Annotated in this window: 8 protein-coding genes; 7 read left to right on the top strand and 1 reads right to left on the bottom strand. The window is 56.0% G+C overall.

Going from position 1 to position 14859, the window contains the following annotated elements; genetic code table 11:
• Window positions 1–108: 108 nt before the first annotated feature.
• Window positions 109–2283, bottom strand: a complete 2175-nt coding sequence (locus tag M5R41_03705) for a S46 family peptidase (GenBank protein MCZ7555493.1) — start codon at window positions 2281–2283, stop codon at window positions 109–111.
• 361 nt (window positions 2284–2644) lie between these two features.
• On the opposite strand from M5R41_03705, the gene M5R41_03700 reads away from it, so the two are divergent.
• The 7 genes from M5R41_03700 to M5R41_03670 all read left to right on the top strand — a co-directional run bounded on the left by M5R41_03700 (window position 2645) and on the right by M5R41_03670 (window position 14798).
• Window positions 2645–3679 (top strand): LacI family transcriptional regulator, encoded by a 1035-nt coding sequence (locus M5R41_03700; GenBank protein ID MCZ7555492.1) that lies wholly within the window; start codon window positions 2645–2647, stop codon window positions 3677–3679.
• Window positions 3680–3709: 30 nt separating this feature from the next.
• Window positions 3710–6478, top strand: a complete 2769-nt coding sequence (locus tag M5R41_03695; GenBank protein ID MCZ7555491.1) for a TonB-dependent receptor — start codon at window positions 3710–3712, stop codon at window positions 6476–6478.
• Between the two features lie 17 nt (window positions 6479–6495).
• Complete coding sequence (locus M5R41_03690) at window positions 6496–10314, top strand: hypothetical protein (protein ID MCZ7555490.1); 3819 nt, start codon at window positions 6496–6498, stop codon at window positions 10312–10314.
• Between the two features lie 18 nt (window positions 10315–10332).
• Entirely contained in the window at window positions 10333–11352 is a 1020-nt protein-coding gene (locus M5R41_03685; protein ID MCZ7555489.1) for a PorV/PorQ family protein, read from the top strand.
• 88 nt (window positions 11353–11440) lie between these two features.
• The gene (locus M5R41_03680; protein ID MCZ7555488.1) at window positions 11441–13495 is read left to right on the top strand and encodes a T9SS type A sorting domain-containing protein; all 2055 of its coding nucleotides are present in this window, start codon (window positions 11441–11443) and stop codon (window positions 13493–13495) included.
• Between the two features lie 530 nt (window positions 13496–14025).
• On the top strand, window positions 14026–14253 hold the full coding sequence (locus tag M5R41_03675) for a hypothetical protein (GenBank protein ID MCZ7555487.1): 228 nt from the start codon (window positions 14026–14028) through the stop codon (window positions 14251–14253).
• Window positions 14254–14291: 38 nt separating this feature from the next.
• Window positions 14292–14798, top strand: coding sequence for a LuxR C-terminal-related transcriptional regulator (locus M5R41_03670; protein ID MCZ7555486.1), 507 nt, complete (start codon window positions 14292–14294; stop codon window positions 14796–14798).
• Window positions 14799–14859: the final 61 nt, after the last annotated feature.

Raw genomic sequence — 14859 nt, 5'->3', positions numbered from 1 at the left:
GGGACAGGCGGATGGGCACGATAAGAAAAACTGAAGCCCGGGATTATCGAGACGTAACCGGGGTAGCGTTGCATCGCAATGCGACGCATGCGCCTCCCCCGTGTTGCATCAGGGGATTCGTCCCAGTTCCAGCTCGCGTGCAACACGCTCGGCTTTGAAAATATGCCGAACGGCTTCCATAATGCCGGCGGAATGCACGGACACAGTTCGGTTGCCTCTGTCCTCGGCGAAGATGAAATCTCCGGGGAGACTTTCAATATTGCCATCGAAGATCAGACCGACGACTTCCTGGTTTTTGTTGATCATCGGACTACCGGAATTGCCCCCGATAATGTCGTTGGTGGACGCGAAGTTCAGTGGTGTCGCAAGATTCATGGTCGCGGGAGGTGTTTTCCACCGTTCGGGAAGCTCCCAGTCGTGTCGACCCGGGAAGCTCTTGTACCGGTCGTACATGCCGTAGAATGTCGTGTAGGCGGGGGCTTTCGTACCGTTGTAGTCGTAGCCCTTCACGACGCCATCGGCGATACGCAACGTGAAGGTCGCATCCGGCGGGATCTCAGTGCCATACACGTCAAAAAGTGCGCGCCCCAGAAGGGTGCGATTCACCTGATCGGCCGCACTGACGCCATTATTGATCTCTATCGCCTTTTCGAGCCGGGGCATCGCCATGCGGGCTATCACAATGAACGGATCTTCCGATGTCATGATGGACTCGGGTGCGCCGGCAATGAGGGCCGCGAGACGTACCGAATCGGAGAGCATGCTGCCGGAGACCATGGACTGCGCGGCGCTTTTCGCATCACGTCCGCGCAGGGCCGCGACGACAACAGGATCTTCCGCCCCAAGCTGTTTCATCATCACATGCAGTTGACGCTCCAGTGTCAGGCGCTCGAGGGCAGGATCGGCGGACACCGGTTTCCCCATCGCGCGTCGGGTCAGTTCAAGCGTCTGGCCCTTGTAGGGATCCTGACGTTCGTCTTCCTTTTTACGCAGTTCCGTGGCGAGCCGCACGAGCTGGCCGGCTTTGGCGAGGTGATCGGCGACGCCGATACCGTTCATGCGCAGACCGTACAAGTCGCCCGAAATGGAACGGAGCTTGCGGCGCGTTTCGGCAATTTCGTCCCAGACATGACCGTATTTCGCTTTGAGTTCGGGGCGACTCATCACAGCGGATTTGAACTGTTTGTCGAAATCCCGTCTCCGCTGCATGAGCACATCGTCGCGAAGCCCGCTCAGACGCCCTGCGTAGGCTTTCTGGCTATTGGACATGCTCAGAATATCCGTACGCAGTTCCTGACGTTTGTCCGGATTCATTTCGGAATAGTTGAGAAGCACATCCATACGGTTGTTGATCAATTCGAAGATCGCAGGATACTGCACATCGCGGAAATACTCGAGCTGCTCGGTGGTGCTCAGGCGGTTGGTGCTTCCGGGATTCCCGATCACGAATACCAGTTCATCCTCACGCGCGCCGCTTTTACTCCACTCGAACCAATTTTCCGGCTTGTACGGCTTCCCTTCCTCGTCGTAAATACGGAAAAAGGTTACGTCAAGACTGTAACGCGGATAGGTGAAGTTGTCGTGCTCTCCGCCGTAGTGTGCGGTCTGCAGTTCGGGCGCGAACACGATGCGGCAATCGTTGAAACGGCGATACAGGTAGAGCGAGTATTTGCCGCCGTTGTATAGGGTAACCACCTGCGCGCGCAGCTTGGTCTCTTCCTCGGCTGCCGCCTGAATCTCCTTGATTTTTGCATCACGCGCGGCCACCCTGTCCTTGTCCGTCGAAGCGGCATCCATGACAGCATGGATATCCTTTGTGACGTCGCGTATCTCGAGGAGTTGGTCGAAATAGACGTTCGGAACCTTTCTTTCGTCGGCAAGCGTGGGAGCGAAAAATCCCGAATCGAGCAGGATTTCTCCATCCTTCTGAATGGCCACCAAAGCGGTGCGAGAGCAGTGATGATTGGTCATGACAAGTCCATCCGCGCTGACGAAGGATGCGGAGCACCCTGTGGACATGCGGAGCGAAGAAAGCCTTGCGTCCTCCATCCAGGCATTATCCGGACGGAAACCGTAGGTCTGACCAAAGTAGTCCAGAGGTGGATATTCGAAAGTCCACATACGGCCGCCGTCGAAACGGCCGGCCTTGATCGTCTCTAACTCCGCCTTTCTCGCGGTGTCATAATCCGACAGTGTCTGCGTTCCCGCGCCACAACCTCCCAGAAGTGCCGCGATGGCAAGCGTTGCGAGGAGGGCGCGTAAGCGATGAAAAAGATTCGACATAGATATCCTCATCTTGAATGAAAATAGGTAGATGCCCGGAGAAGATACTCGTATCGGCAGATACATTTCACAATCTACAACAATCCTCCCATATCGCCATATCGCACTGAATGGGCAAGGAATCGGGGCTCCTGTGATTTATCGATCCGCATTTCCGGCACAACGGAACAACGCGAGGTGGTGCTCACGCTGCATCGCACAACAGGATTATCTCCTCCCCTTACCGCATACTTTCGGATTTTAACACATTTCGAATAGTGACAATAATTCACATAAAAGCTTGACACATATCTCATCATTTTGTAATTTGGAAACGCTTCCAGTGGTTTTTCATTTTCCGACCATGCATGTGGAGGTCCCTTTGGGCGTTACCATCTATGACATCGCCAGAGAAGCCAACGTTGGCGTTGGAACCGTTTCCAGAGTCCTCAATAACCATCCCTCCGTGTCCGATTCAACACGCGAGCATGTATTGAAAATCGCCCGGGGATTGGACTATAGCCCGAATGCATCGGCGCAGCGTCTCGCAAGAAGGAAAAGCAAGACCATAACCGCGATCATGCCGTACATCACCAACAATTTTTTTGTGGAACTGTTGAGCGGTGTGCAAGACCGTCTGTTCGAAGATGATTATGATCTTCTTTTGTACGGCGTCAATCATCCAAAACAGATCGATAACTATTTGCAGCGATCGCTGCGTGCCGGTCATTCGGACGGAATGCTGATCGCGTCGATAGATCTGCCGGCCGATTACACGCGCATTTATCTGAAAAACAATTTTCCGATCATTCTCGTGGATCGTTACCACGAATTCTTCGATTGCTTTTATATCGAGAATTCCGCCGGAGCATGCACGGCGACGCGCTACCTGATTTCGCTCGGACATACACGGATTGCGATGATCACGGGCTTTCCGGAATCGACACCTTCGCGTGAACGTTCGCACGGATATCAGCAAGCGATCGCGGAGTACAGCTTCGTCCACGACATCGGCGTGTTCAGTCCGGAACGCGAAACGCATAATGACGGATTCACCCGAAACGCCGGCCACGAAGTCATGAGCAGACTTTTGCACCGTCCGGAGAGTGAACGTCCCACCGCAGTCTTTATTGCGAGCGACATTCAGGCCATCGGAGCGCTTCATGCGATCAAGGAGGCCGGTCTCCGATGTCCCGACGACATCTCCATCGTGAGTTTCGACGATATCGAACTGGCCCGCTATTATGATTTAACGACAATGCGACAGCCCATTCGCAAGCTCGGCGAGTTGGCGACGGAACGGCTCTTCGAGCGGCTCGAGATGCCCGAACTCGAACCTGCGCATCGCTGCTTCACGCCGGAACTGATTATCCGCCATACGGCGGGTCCTCCTCCCTCTGGATCCCTGAACACCTGATTCACCTATCTCGCGGAGCGTAGAGGTGCTATGAAACAGTGCTACATCATTTTATTTCTCTTCATACTTCTCCCGGGATCGCTGTTCGCGGCTGCGGGCAAAATTGCGGGAAAGGTCACGGACAAGACGACCGGCGAAGGAATTCCCGGCGTCAACGTTGTGCTTGCCGGGACGACGCTCGGCGCCGCAACAAATCTCGATGGCGAGTACACCATACTCAACGTTCCCCCCGGGACGTATCAATTGAAATTTTCCGCCATCGGGTATTCGCCGGTCACGGTCAATGATGTCCGTGTGAACATCGACCTCACGACGCGCATCAACGCACAGCTCGGGGAGTCCGTCGTCGCGTTGGAAGAGGAAGTCGTGATTACAGCCACCCGCCCTCTCGTGCGCAAAGATCTGACCGCATCCACCGCTGTCGTCGGCCAGGAGGAAATCGAGGCGCTGCCCGTCACCGAAGTGAGCGAAGTGCTCAGTCTGCAAGCCGGCTATATTGACGGCCATGTACGCGGAGGACGTCGCGGCGAGGTGGCGTATTGGATCGACGGTGTTCCCGTCACCGACGCCTACGACGGAGGGACGGTGGTGGAAGTCAACAAGAATCAGGTCCAGGAACTGCAACTCGTCAGCGGCGCTTTCAACGCCGAGTACGGACAAGCGCTGTCCGGTATTGTCAATATCGCCACACGCGACGGCAGCAATACGTTCAGCGGGAGTTTCAGCACCTATATCGGCGACTACCTCAGCGCGAACGACGACATTTTCAAGGGGATTGACGAGGTTCAACCCACGGCGATACACAATTTCGACCTCACACTGAACGGACCCGTGCTGCGCGACCGCATATTCTTCACCGCAACGGGCCGTTACGTCAAATTCGGGGGCTGGCTGCACGGGTATCGCAAGTACAATCCCGCCAACATCGCGTATATCGACAGCGCGGGGACGTTTATCGAAAGCCGTGATCCGGCGACGGGCCTCGGAAACGGCGAAATGGTAGAGATGAACGGCAGCGAGAAGTTTTACGGCCAGGCCAAGCTGAGTTTCCGCATTTCCAACGCGCTGAAGTTCTGGTATCAGTACATTCACGATGACGTCACGTATCAGGATTTCAATTCCTTTTACTTCCTGAATCCCGGCGGCAATCCGACAAGTTACCGCGTCGGAATGACGCATCTCGCACAGCTCACGCATCTGCTGTCCGACAAGACGTTTTATACCGTCGGTCTTTCGCTGTTTCAGAAAGATTTCACACGGTCGGTGTTCGAAGATCCATTCGATCCCCGTTACGTGCATCCGAATCTTGCTTCCCCGGTCACCGCATACAGTTATGCGACCGGCGGCATGGACATGCAGTATTTCGAGCGCAGCACACAGACGCTCGTCGGAAAATGGGACATCACCAGTCAGGTCACGCAGCAGCACCTGGTGAAGGCGGGCATTCAGGCGAGTATGCACGACATTTTTTACAACGACATCACCCTGCGACCCGCGGAGGATCAGACCGATTTCGATTTCGCGAAAAGCGATCCCTTCATCCGCACCCGCATTCTCGATATCAGCACTGTGTTCCGGAACGAATACACGCGGACGCCGAAGGAATTCGCCGCGTACATACAGGATAAAATGGAGTTTGATGACCTCATCATCAATCTCGGGCTGCGTTTCGACCTCTTCGATCCGGACGGCCGCATACTCGCGGATCCCACGGATCCGAACATTTACGATCCGATCAGGCCGGTGAACCGGTATCGCGATATCAACGGAAACGGCGTGCAGGACGCGAATGAACCCTCGCTCACGGTGGAAGAGCGTGAAGCCTACTGGTGGAAGGATGCCTCGGTGAAATACAAGTTCAGCCCACGCTTCGGGGCGGCCTTCCCCATAACCGAGCGCGGTGTGCTGCATTTTTCCTACGGACATTTTTTCCAGATCCCCCGCTTCGAGCTGATGTACACCAACGCGCTGTACAAAATCGGTTCGGGTACAGGGAATCAGGGCACAGTCGGAAACGCAGACCTCGAACCGGAAAAAACCGTGAACGCCGAAATCGGTCTGCAGCAACAGCTCACGGACGACATTTCGGTGGACGTCACCGCGTACATACGCGATACCCGCGACCTGGCGGGAACGCGCGCGGAGCAGATTACCGTGTTCGGTGGCGCTTCGACCTACTCGCAGGTTGTCAACAGTGATTTTGCGTATACGCGCGGACTGGTGTTCTCCTTTACCAAGCGCTTTGCCGACGGTATCGCAGCATCGCTGGACTACACTTTCCAGATCGCCCGCGGCACCGCATCCGATCCCTATTCCGCGCAGCAGGCGGCTGCCCGCGGCGACCTGCCGGATGTTCAGCTCACACCCCTGGAGTGGGATCAGCGTCATACCGTCAATGGCTCCGTTTCGTACAACGGTCCTTCGTACGGCGGCAGTCTCATACTGCAATTCGGTAACGGCATGCCCTATACGCCGCGGCGCAGCGAGGACATCACATCGCTGATCACCAACAGCCAGCTGAAGCCCTCGACATTGAACGCCGATCTTCGCTTATACAAGACCCTGCAGCTCGCATTTCTCAATACCACGATCTTCCTCCGCGTGTTCAACCTCTTCGACGCGCTGAATGAAGTCGGCGTGTACGACGACACCGGCCGTGCCGGGTACACAACGGACCTTGCGCGCATCAAAGCCCAGAACACCCCCGAACTGGTGAACAGCATTGACGACTGGTTCATCAATCGCAGCCATTATTCCGAGCCTCGGCGCGTCGAGATCGGTCTTACCATCGATTTCTGACAGTGAGGAGGACAGATATGCACACCAACAGCACTGTGACGATCATGAATACAACGGCAGCCCGCGCCTTCGCACGTACCAGCGTACTGCTTTTGCTGCTTCTCACCCTCTCCCCTTCTCTGCTCGAGGCGCAGAGCGGGCGGGAGTACCGGCGCTCCAATGTCATGGCCGGTAACCGCGTAAAAACCGTTTTCGGAAACTGGGGCGTGATCGGACAACCCGCCACAGGCGGTCCGCGCGGATCGTGGATTTACGATAACAACGGATATCTGGGAGACGTGAGTCCTTTTATCGGCGCCGAAGTGCGCTTCGACGGAAAGACCTGGCCAAGCGTGGTCACGGTGCCGGTGGATCGTCCCACCCGCAGGCGTGACGAATCGCCTGCCGGTATCCCCTGGACATGGGAACCCGTCGCGGGCTATGCCAACGCCAATGAACCGGGCGTCGCGTTGTACACCGATCCGAAAACCTGGCCGCAGTTTTGGCCCGATAAACTCAATGACGCCACGGATCCCGGCTGGCGCGGCTCGTGGAACGGCTTTTTCGGCAAGACCTCCAACAGCGACGAAGAGACATATTTCGTCATGGACGACAACAACGACCAGCGTTACAATTTCAGCGGAAACAACACGCTCGGGGTGGCGTTCAAGCCCGACTCCCGTAATCCCGCGCGCAACGGCCTTGGTCTCGAGATGCGCGTACGCGGACTGCAATGGGCGCAGTTCCTCGCACAGGACAACATCTTCTTTCTCTATGAAATCACCAATACCGGCACGACGGATTACAACAGAGCCGTGTTCGGCATGCTCGTCGGCACGTATATCGGCGCAACCGGGAACGACAACTCCCCGACGGAGTACGACGATGATTTTTCCTTTTTCGACGTCAATCTCGATTTGACCTACACCGGAGATTTTCCGGACAATAACAGCCGTAATCCCAGTTGGGTCGGGCCGGTCGGACTCGTCGGATACGCGTTTCTGGAAAGCCCGGGCAATCCGTTCGATGGCATCGACAATGACAACGACGCGGGTTTCGGGGCATCCGCCCCGGTTTTTCGCGCAGAGAGTTTCGATTCGACGCGCATCCTTCCCGGAACGCGGGTGGTGCGTATCGACGAGACATACAATCGCAGCATCGTGGATATTGGCAGTGCTCCCATCACGGTGAACACCCGCGGTCTGAGCATCGACATTCTTCCCGGCCAGACCATCCTCGCGGAAGGGAACATCATTCAGGATACGCAGGGAAATTCCATCGTCAATCCCAATGCGTACGACGGCATTGACAACGATCTCGATGGCGTGATCGACGAAAACTACTATCTGCATTACCGACAGTTGAAGCGCGACACGCAAGGCAACACACTCATCGACATACTCCGGCCTCTGCGGTATGTCGATTACCTCACCGGCGCCGGTACCTCCGATTTGATGCTGGACGAACGGCGCAGCGATCTTGTGGACAACGACCGGGACTGGAACATAGACTTTGACGACCTCGGTCGCGACGGTGTGCCCGGCACGAACGACGCAGGCGAAGGTGACGGCGCCCCTACCTCGGGGTACGATTTCGGCGGTCGCGACACCGGATTGCCGGGCGAACCCAACATTGACAAAACCGATGTGGACGAAAGCGATCAAATCGGTCTGACCAGTTTCCAATACTTTGCGCCGGCAGGCGATATCACGCTCGCCGACGACGCGGATTTATGGAAGCGCATGGCGCCAAGGATTTTCGATGTTCCGCGCTCCATCATCAATAACCGTCCCCAACGCGGCGAAGACGGCGATTTCATTTACGGGTCCGGATATTTTCCGCTGCTCGCCGGCAATACCGAGCGCTTCTCGCTCGCCCTGGTATACGGCGGCGGACAAGGCGGATTCGAAACCGATATCGCCGACCTGCTCAAACACCGTGAAACGGTACAGAAAATTTACAACAGCAACTACCGCTTCCCTGTCGCTCCCGATAAACCGACGCTCACCGCAGTCCCCGGAGATAAAAGCGTGACGCTGTATTGGGACCGTAAGGCAGAGAAATCCTACGACCCCGTACTCAAGGAGTTCGACTTCGAAGGGTACAAGATCTATAAGGCCACCGATCCGAATTTCATCGACGCGGCGCGCATCACCGATGCGGATGGCAATATCGTGGGTTTCAAACCCGTCGCACAGTTCGATCTGATCAACAACATTCAGGGGTATTTCAGGCCCAGTCCCGAGCTGTTTTCCACCGTGTCAGGACGATCCTTCAATCTCGGCGCCAATTCCGGCCTGGAGCATTCCTGGACGGACTTCGATGTGGAGAATGGACGCACGTATTACTACGCCATCGTGGCCTACGACCGCGGCAATGAACAGACGGACATATTCCCGGCGGAAAACTCCAAACGTATCCGTCTGCTCGCCGGCGGAAAACCCGAACTCGACATCAACACCGCCGTGGCCGTTCCGAACGCCCCCGTGGGTGGCTACGTCGGAGCTCCCACCGGCGTGGAACTGACGACGACGCAGCGTTACGGGACAGGCAAGATTTATTTCGACGTGCTCGATCCCCGCACCCTGCAAACGGTGACCTACCGCGTCACCTTCACCGATGTCTCCAGTGACGGGCTCGACAACGACGTGGACGGCAAGCTGGATCAGGCGGATCCCGATGAGCTTGCGCAGATTACCACGACATACAGCGTGTACAACACCGCGCAGCAGACCTTCACCATCAGCGTGAAGGACACCCTCCCGGTAAAACTTCCGCATCAGCATCTGCGGGGGGACAATGTACTGATCAAGGATGCAAATGGTCCTGTGGACGCTTCCCGCTACAGGGTCGACACGAAGCGCGGAGAAATTCGGGCATCTTCGCCGACGAGTCTTCTCGGAAGCGTCGAGGTGCTGTACAATTACTATCCTGTGTTCGAGAGTCCGTACATCAGAAACAGTCCCTATGTGAATGAAGCACTGGATTCGGATATCTTTGACGGATTGAAGCTCGATTTCCGCAACGACTGGCAAATCCGCCTGATCGATACGGCATCGGGATTCAATACCGGGGCGAAGAGCATGATCTACACCTTCTCGACGACGAATATTCTATTGAGTCCCGGCGATACGTTGAAGGGCAGCAGATATCCATCCGATTACGAAATCCGCTTCTCCTCTGCTATCGTGGACACCTCCGCAGCCCTGTTCGGATCGCCCGCGATACCGGTGAATTTCACCGTGTTCAACATGACGGATAATCACAAAATCCCCTTCATTTTCGTGGACACGGACAACAATCGCAAGCTCTCCAAGAGCGATCAGCTTGCGCTCTTCGATCTCAGGCGAGACGGTACGTCGTTCTTCTCCTGGATTATGACGTTTGAGAACAGGCCGAGCGTCCCACCCGACCAGGTGTACGATTTCACTGACGGTGAGAAGCTCGTCATCAAGACCACGAAGCCCTTCCGGAACGGCGACGTCTTCGAGTTTTCCCCCACGCTCCCGAAGACGGACAACGCGCTGGCCGGCAATCTGCTCAACAGGGTGAAGGTTGTACCGAATCCCTATATCTCCGCGAGCACGCATGAGTCGCCGTTGCCTCCGGGCATCACGACAGGACGCGGCGACCGAAAGATTGATTTCATACACGTACCTGCCAAGGCGAAGATCAGCATCTTCACTGTCCGCGGTGAGCATGTGATCACCTTGCATCACGACAGCAGCATCGAGGACGGTACAGTGACGTGGAATCTGAAATCCAAAGAAAATCTCGATATCGCCTACGGCGTGTATTTCTATGTGCTCGAATCATCTGCCGGCGAGAAGAGCGGCAAAATCGCCATTATCAAGTAGCGAAGGAACGGAGGAACCATGAACACACTGCTTCGATCCCTTCTGCTGACTCTGCTCCTCTTCGGAGCGACTCCCCTGCTGCATGCACAGAGCAAGGTGGGCACAACCGCCGCGCAGTTTCTGGGCATCGGCGTCGGTCCGCGCGCCAACAGCATGGGCGGCGCATTTGTCGCCATGAGTGGCGACGCCTCCGCGATGTACTGGAATCCCGGAGCGCTGTCGCGTATCGGACATTCACAGGTCATGGCTTCGCACACGGACTGGCTTGTGGAGACCGATCTCAATTGGATCGGTATAACGTTGGCGCTGGATTCGGACAATGCTCTCGGCATCAGTCTGACACAGCTCGATCTCGGAGAGGACGACGTCACGACCGTCCAGCGGCCGGAAGGAACCGGTGAGCGCTGGAGCGCACAGGACATCGCTTTTACGATCAGTTACGCACGCAACCTGACCGACCGTTTCTCGATTGGTGCATCCTTCAAGTACATTTCGCAGCACATCTGGAACGAGAGTGCGTCGAGCATCGCTTTCGACGTCGGTCTGTTGTTCACCACACCGTTCGACGGGTTACGACTGGGCATGAGTCTCAGCAATTTCGGTGGCGACATGCGTATGGACGGCAAGGATCTCACGCGGCGCATCGATCTCGATCCCGACAATACGGGAAACAACGAGACAATTGTGGCGAATCTGAAAACGGATTCCTGGGAACTGCCCTTGTTCTTCCGCGCAGGAGTATCCTACGACGTGCATCGCGGTGAGATACTGCGCGCGACGCTGGCTGCAGATGCGGTTCGTCCGAACGACAATGCGGAGCATGTCAATCTCGGCGGCGAGGTCGCTTTCCGTGAAATGTTCTTCGTGCGTGCGGGCTGGAAGGCCTTGTTCATGGATGACGCGGAAGAAGGATTTACCGCCGGAATCGGTTTACACTATCCCCTCTTCGGCGCAACCGCCGCGACACTGGACTATTCGTATCAGGAATTCGGCATTTTCAAAAACGTTCAGACCATCACGTTGAGCGTCGATTTCTGAACAGAGGTATGAACGATCAAAGCAAACGACATACAAACATTCTATGAGTATGCAATTACTCAACACACATCACTTCAGGAGGTTATTTATGACGAAGAGCAGCATTCGCTTTGCAATGCTTCTGCTGGTGTTCCTCGCGGGTTCTGCCATGGCGCAGACGGTGCGGGTCACCTTTCTCGTAAACACCGCGACGGTACCAGACACGCTCTGGCCGGATCAGGCGGTCGTACAGCTGCGTGGCGACACTGCCCCGCTGACCTGGGATGGCAGCACCGGTGTCAATCTGACGAACATCGGCGGAGACTACTGGACAGCGACGGTGGAGTTTCCCGCAAATTCCACAATACAGTACAAGGTGTTCACCAATGCCGTGAGCGCTACCGGTGACAACGAGCACAAAGGCTGGGAGCAGAACAGCACGGATCCCAGCGGGAACCGCATTCTCACGACCGAAACTTCTGATATTGTGTTGCCGCTGCAATTTGCGAACGGCACACCGGATAATCAGGAGCAGTTTTTCCGTCCCTGGCCTGTCAACAGCGACAGCATCGCCGTGTGGGTACGCGTCAATATGCAGGGCTGGGAAGGATTCAATCCCGCCACCGACAAGGTGGGTGTACGCGGTGCCGCATGGCCGGATTATCTTGGCAATTTGAGCTGGGCCCACACGCTGTTCCTCACGCAGGAACAACCGCATGGCAACGGCGGCAGCCGCCAGTATGTGGCAGGCAATTTCTATTCCGGTGTGGTTCTGCTTCCGAAGGCGGAAGTCACCGAAGGGCAGTCCATCCCCTACAAATTCGTGATCGCCGGATCGGATGATCCCGATGCCGACCCGAAGAAGTGGGAGGATCGTCCGGACAGAACCTTCACCGTGCCGGTGGGATTTGCGGATACGACCCTTCACTGGGTGTGGTTCAGCGATGTCCGTCCTGTACCTTTCCTCGGTACGGACACCATAACTGTGAATTTCAGCGTGGACATGAGCCGCGCAATTCAGGAGCGTGGCTTCCGGGCCGGCGATACGCTGTATGTGCAGACCGGTTGGTCCGGTACGGCGCGGGATCTGAACGGAAACAGCCCGGCTCGTGTGGATCTTACCAAGCAGGGTTTCACCAATGTGTATGTTGGCAGTCAGACGCTGGTCGCGAAAACCGGCAAGCGCATTTTCTACCAGTACTACATGCAAAAAGACGGTCAGGAAATCCGTGAAACCTACTTCAACTTCGATTTCGAGAGCAGCAGCGATCCCCTCGCCGAGCGCCGCATGTTCGTGCCCGAAGCGCTGGATGTGGATGTGAATGACACCGAGGACAGTCAGGTCAGCCCCAACCGCATGCCGCGCTTCCGCAACAGCTCCGTACTCGCGCGCGACGTCAATGTGACCTGGGAGCTGGATCTCCGTCCGGCAATTTATCAGGTCGCGAAGGGCTCCACGCTTACCGACATTCAGGGTGTGGATCACGTGACCGACGCCACCACCATTCTTTCCGATGGTGTCTGGATGAATGGTCCCGCCACCGATGGTTGGACGACCTGGGGCTTACAGCTGCGCGAAACCACGTACAAACGTATGTGGGATGACGGCACGCACGGTGACGCCGTTGCCGGCGACAGCATCTTCACCGTCCAGTTCACCTACGGTCCGGACAGCACCGGTTCCAAGCGCTTCGTTGGCCAGGAATACAAGTTCGGTATTCGTGGTGGCGACAATGAAGGCGGATTCGGCAACAACCACATTTCCAACATTGACGACAGCCAGACCGATGTCACAATCCGCGCGCAGTGGGGCTCGATAGATCCGAAGTTCTACGACGCCTGGGATTTCGACGCCGGCGGCCCGATCGTGAATTCCATTTCGCGTCTCGACGTGCTTCCCACGGGCTATGTGCTCGAACAGAATTATCCCAATCCGTTCAATCCCGTGACCAGCATCACCTATCAGCTCACGCGCTCCGAACTCGTGACCATCACGCTGTTCGACGCGCTGGGCAAGCAGGTCGGCACACTGGTACAGCGCATGCAGGAGCCCGGCACCTATCGCGTCACCGTTGACGCCAGCGGTCTCCAGAGCGGTGTGTACTTCTACCGCATGACGGCAGGCAGCTTCTCCCAGACCCGCAAGATGAGTCTGGTGAAATAAACCGTCGCAATCCGTTTTCGACAAAGTCCCGCTGTGCAGCGGGACTTTTTTTATACACGAGTCGCACGGAATGGCAAGGATGCTCGCGCAGGAACACTCTTGTGGGAGTCTTCGACTGACGTATCGGCTCCGCCGGGAGATACCATCCGTGCGTTCCGCGTTCTATCCGTGGAATCCATGTATGAAATTGTTCAATCTGTGCTCGTAAGTGCTGGGCGGAGAGAAAAGGATTTGCACGCGGTACTCTATGGAATGATGACGGATGCTTGTTTACGTAGCTGATTCAGAAGGAATCCTCGCGCATGCCTTCGTAAGCATCCGTCTGCAAACCGTGATATCTGCGCAAGAAAGAGCCCCTTGCCTGATTGTCACTACATGGATATCACATATCGGACATAGGAGATCTTGTTTTTCTTGAATGGAATTCCTATCATTCGGGGTCAGAATCAGCTGAATGCAGCCACCTGGTATATGAACGACGCCGTTTGTTGCGCGCAGCACATTGGAAGCGCCACTGTGTTTGTGTTCGCATGCAACAAATTGCCGAATGGCACGGCATCGGCGTCAGTACCTCTCTCCCTATCACGAAAGACAGGATTCGCTTATGGACAGGCGATCATCAGAATTTCCAACAGACGATACCATTTTGGTCGCACTCTGCGGAGGCAGCGCTTCGTTTCGACGTGGGATATTCGATTACCTACGGGCTCTCCGCCCTTGTCGTATCTCAGCCGATCTGGATCATCCATCGGATCTGACGAGCGTTCTCGCTCCTCCGTTTCCGACTGTACTGGTCATGGAATTTGATGCCGCCTCCACGACATCCGCAGCGGTTTGGATCCATCATTTGGCGATTAACCGGGATGCTATCCGCAGTGTCATCATCGCTCCCTATGCTGAAGGACTCACCCTCCTTACCGCGCATTTCGCGGGTATCAGCGCTTGTGTTGTGCGGGAGGCAGTGGATACGGAGCTCCCGATCGCGCTTGCTGCAGCGCTGCGCGGCGAGACTTGGCTCAGTCCGATGCTGCGTTCAGTGATCGCTGGCGGGAGAGACGGGTACAGGAATATGCGTGATCCCGGTCTTTCGCAATTGACCATCTCGGAACGCCGCATCCTCACGCTTATCGCGGCCTCGCGCTCATCGGCGGAAATCGCGAATCAATTGCATATCAGCAGGAGGACGGTGGATCATCACCGCTTGAGCATCTGCAAGAAACTGAACCTGAGCGGTCGCTACTCCCTCCTGCGCTATGCGCTCGATCACCGGGAAGTGATACGCGGATATTCCGGCGGCATATAGGTAACACTACCTATAAAAATACGTAATAATACCTATTGCATACACATTGCCAAATTCCTAC

The organism is Bacteroidia bacterium, from assembly GCA_027493955.1.
In the GTDB taxonomy this organism is placed as follows: domain Bacteria; phylum Bacteroidota; class Ignavibacteria; order SZUA-365; family SZUA-365; genus JAOSJT01.
The sequence above is the reverse complement of the archived record's forward strand: the minus strand, read 5'-3'. Positions and strand labels throughout refer to the sequence as shown.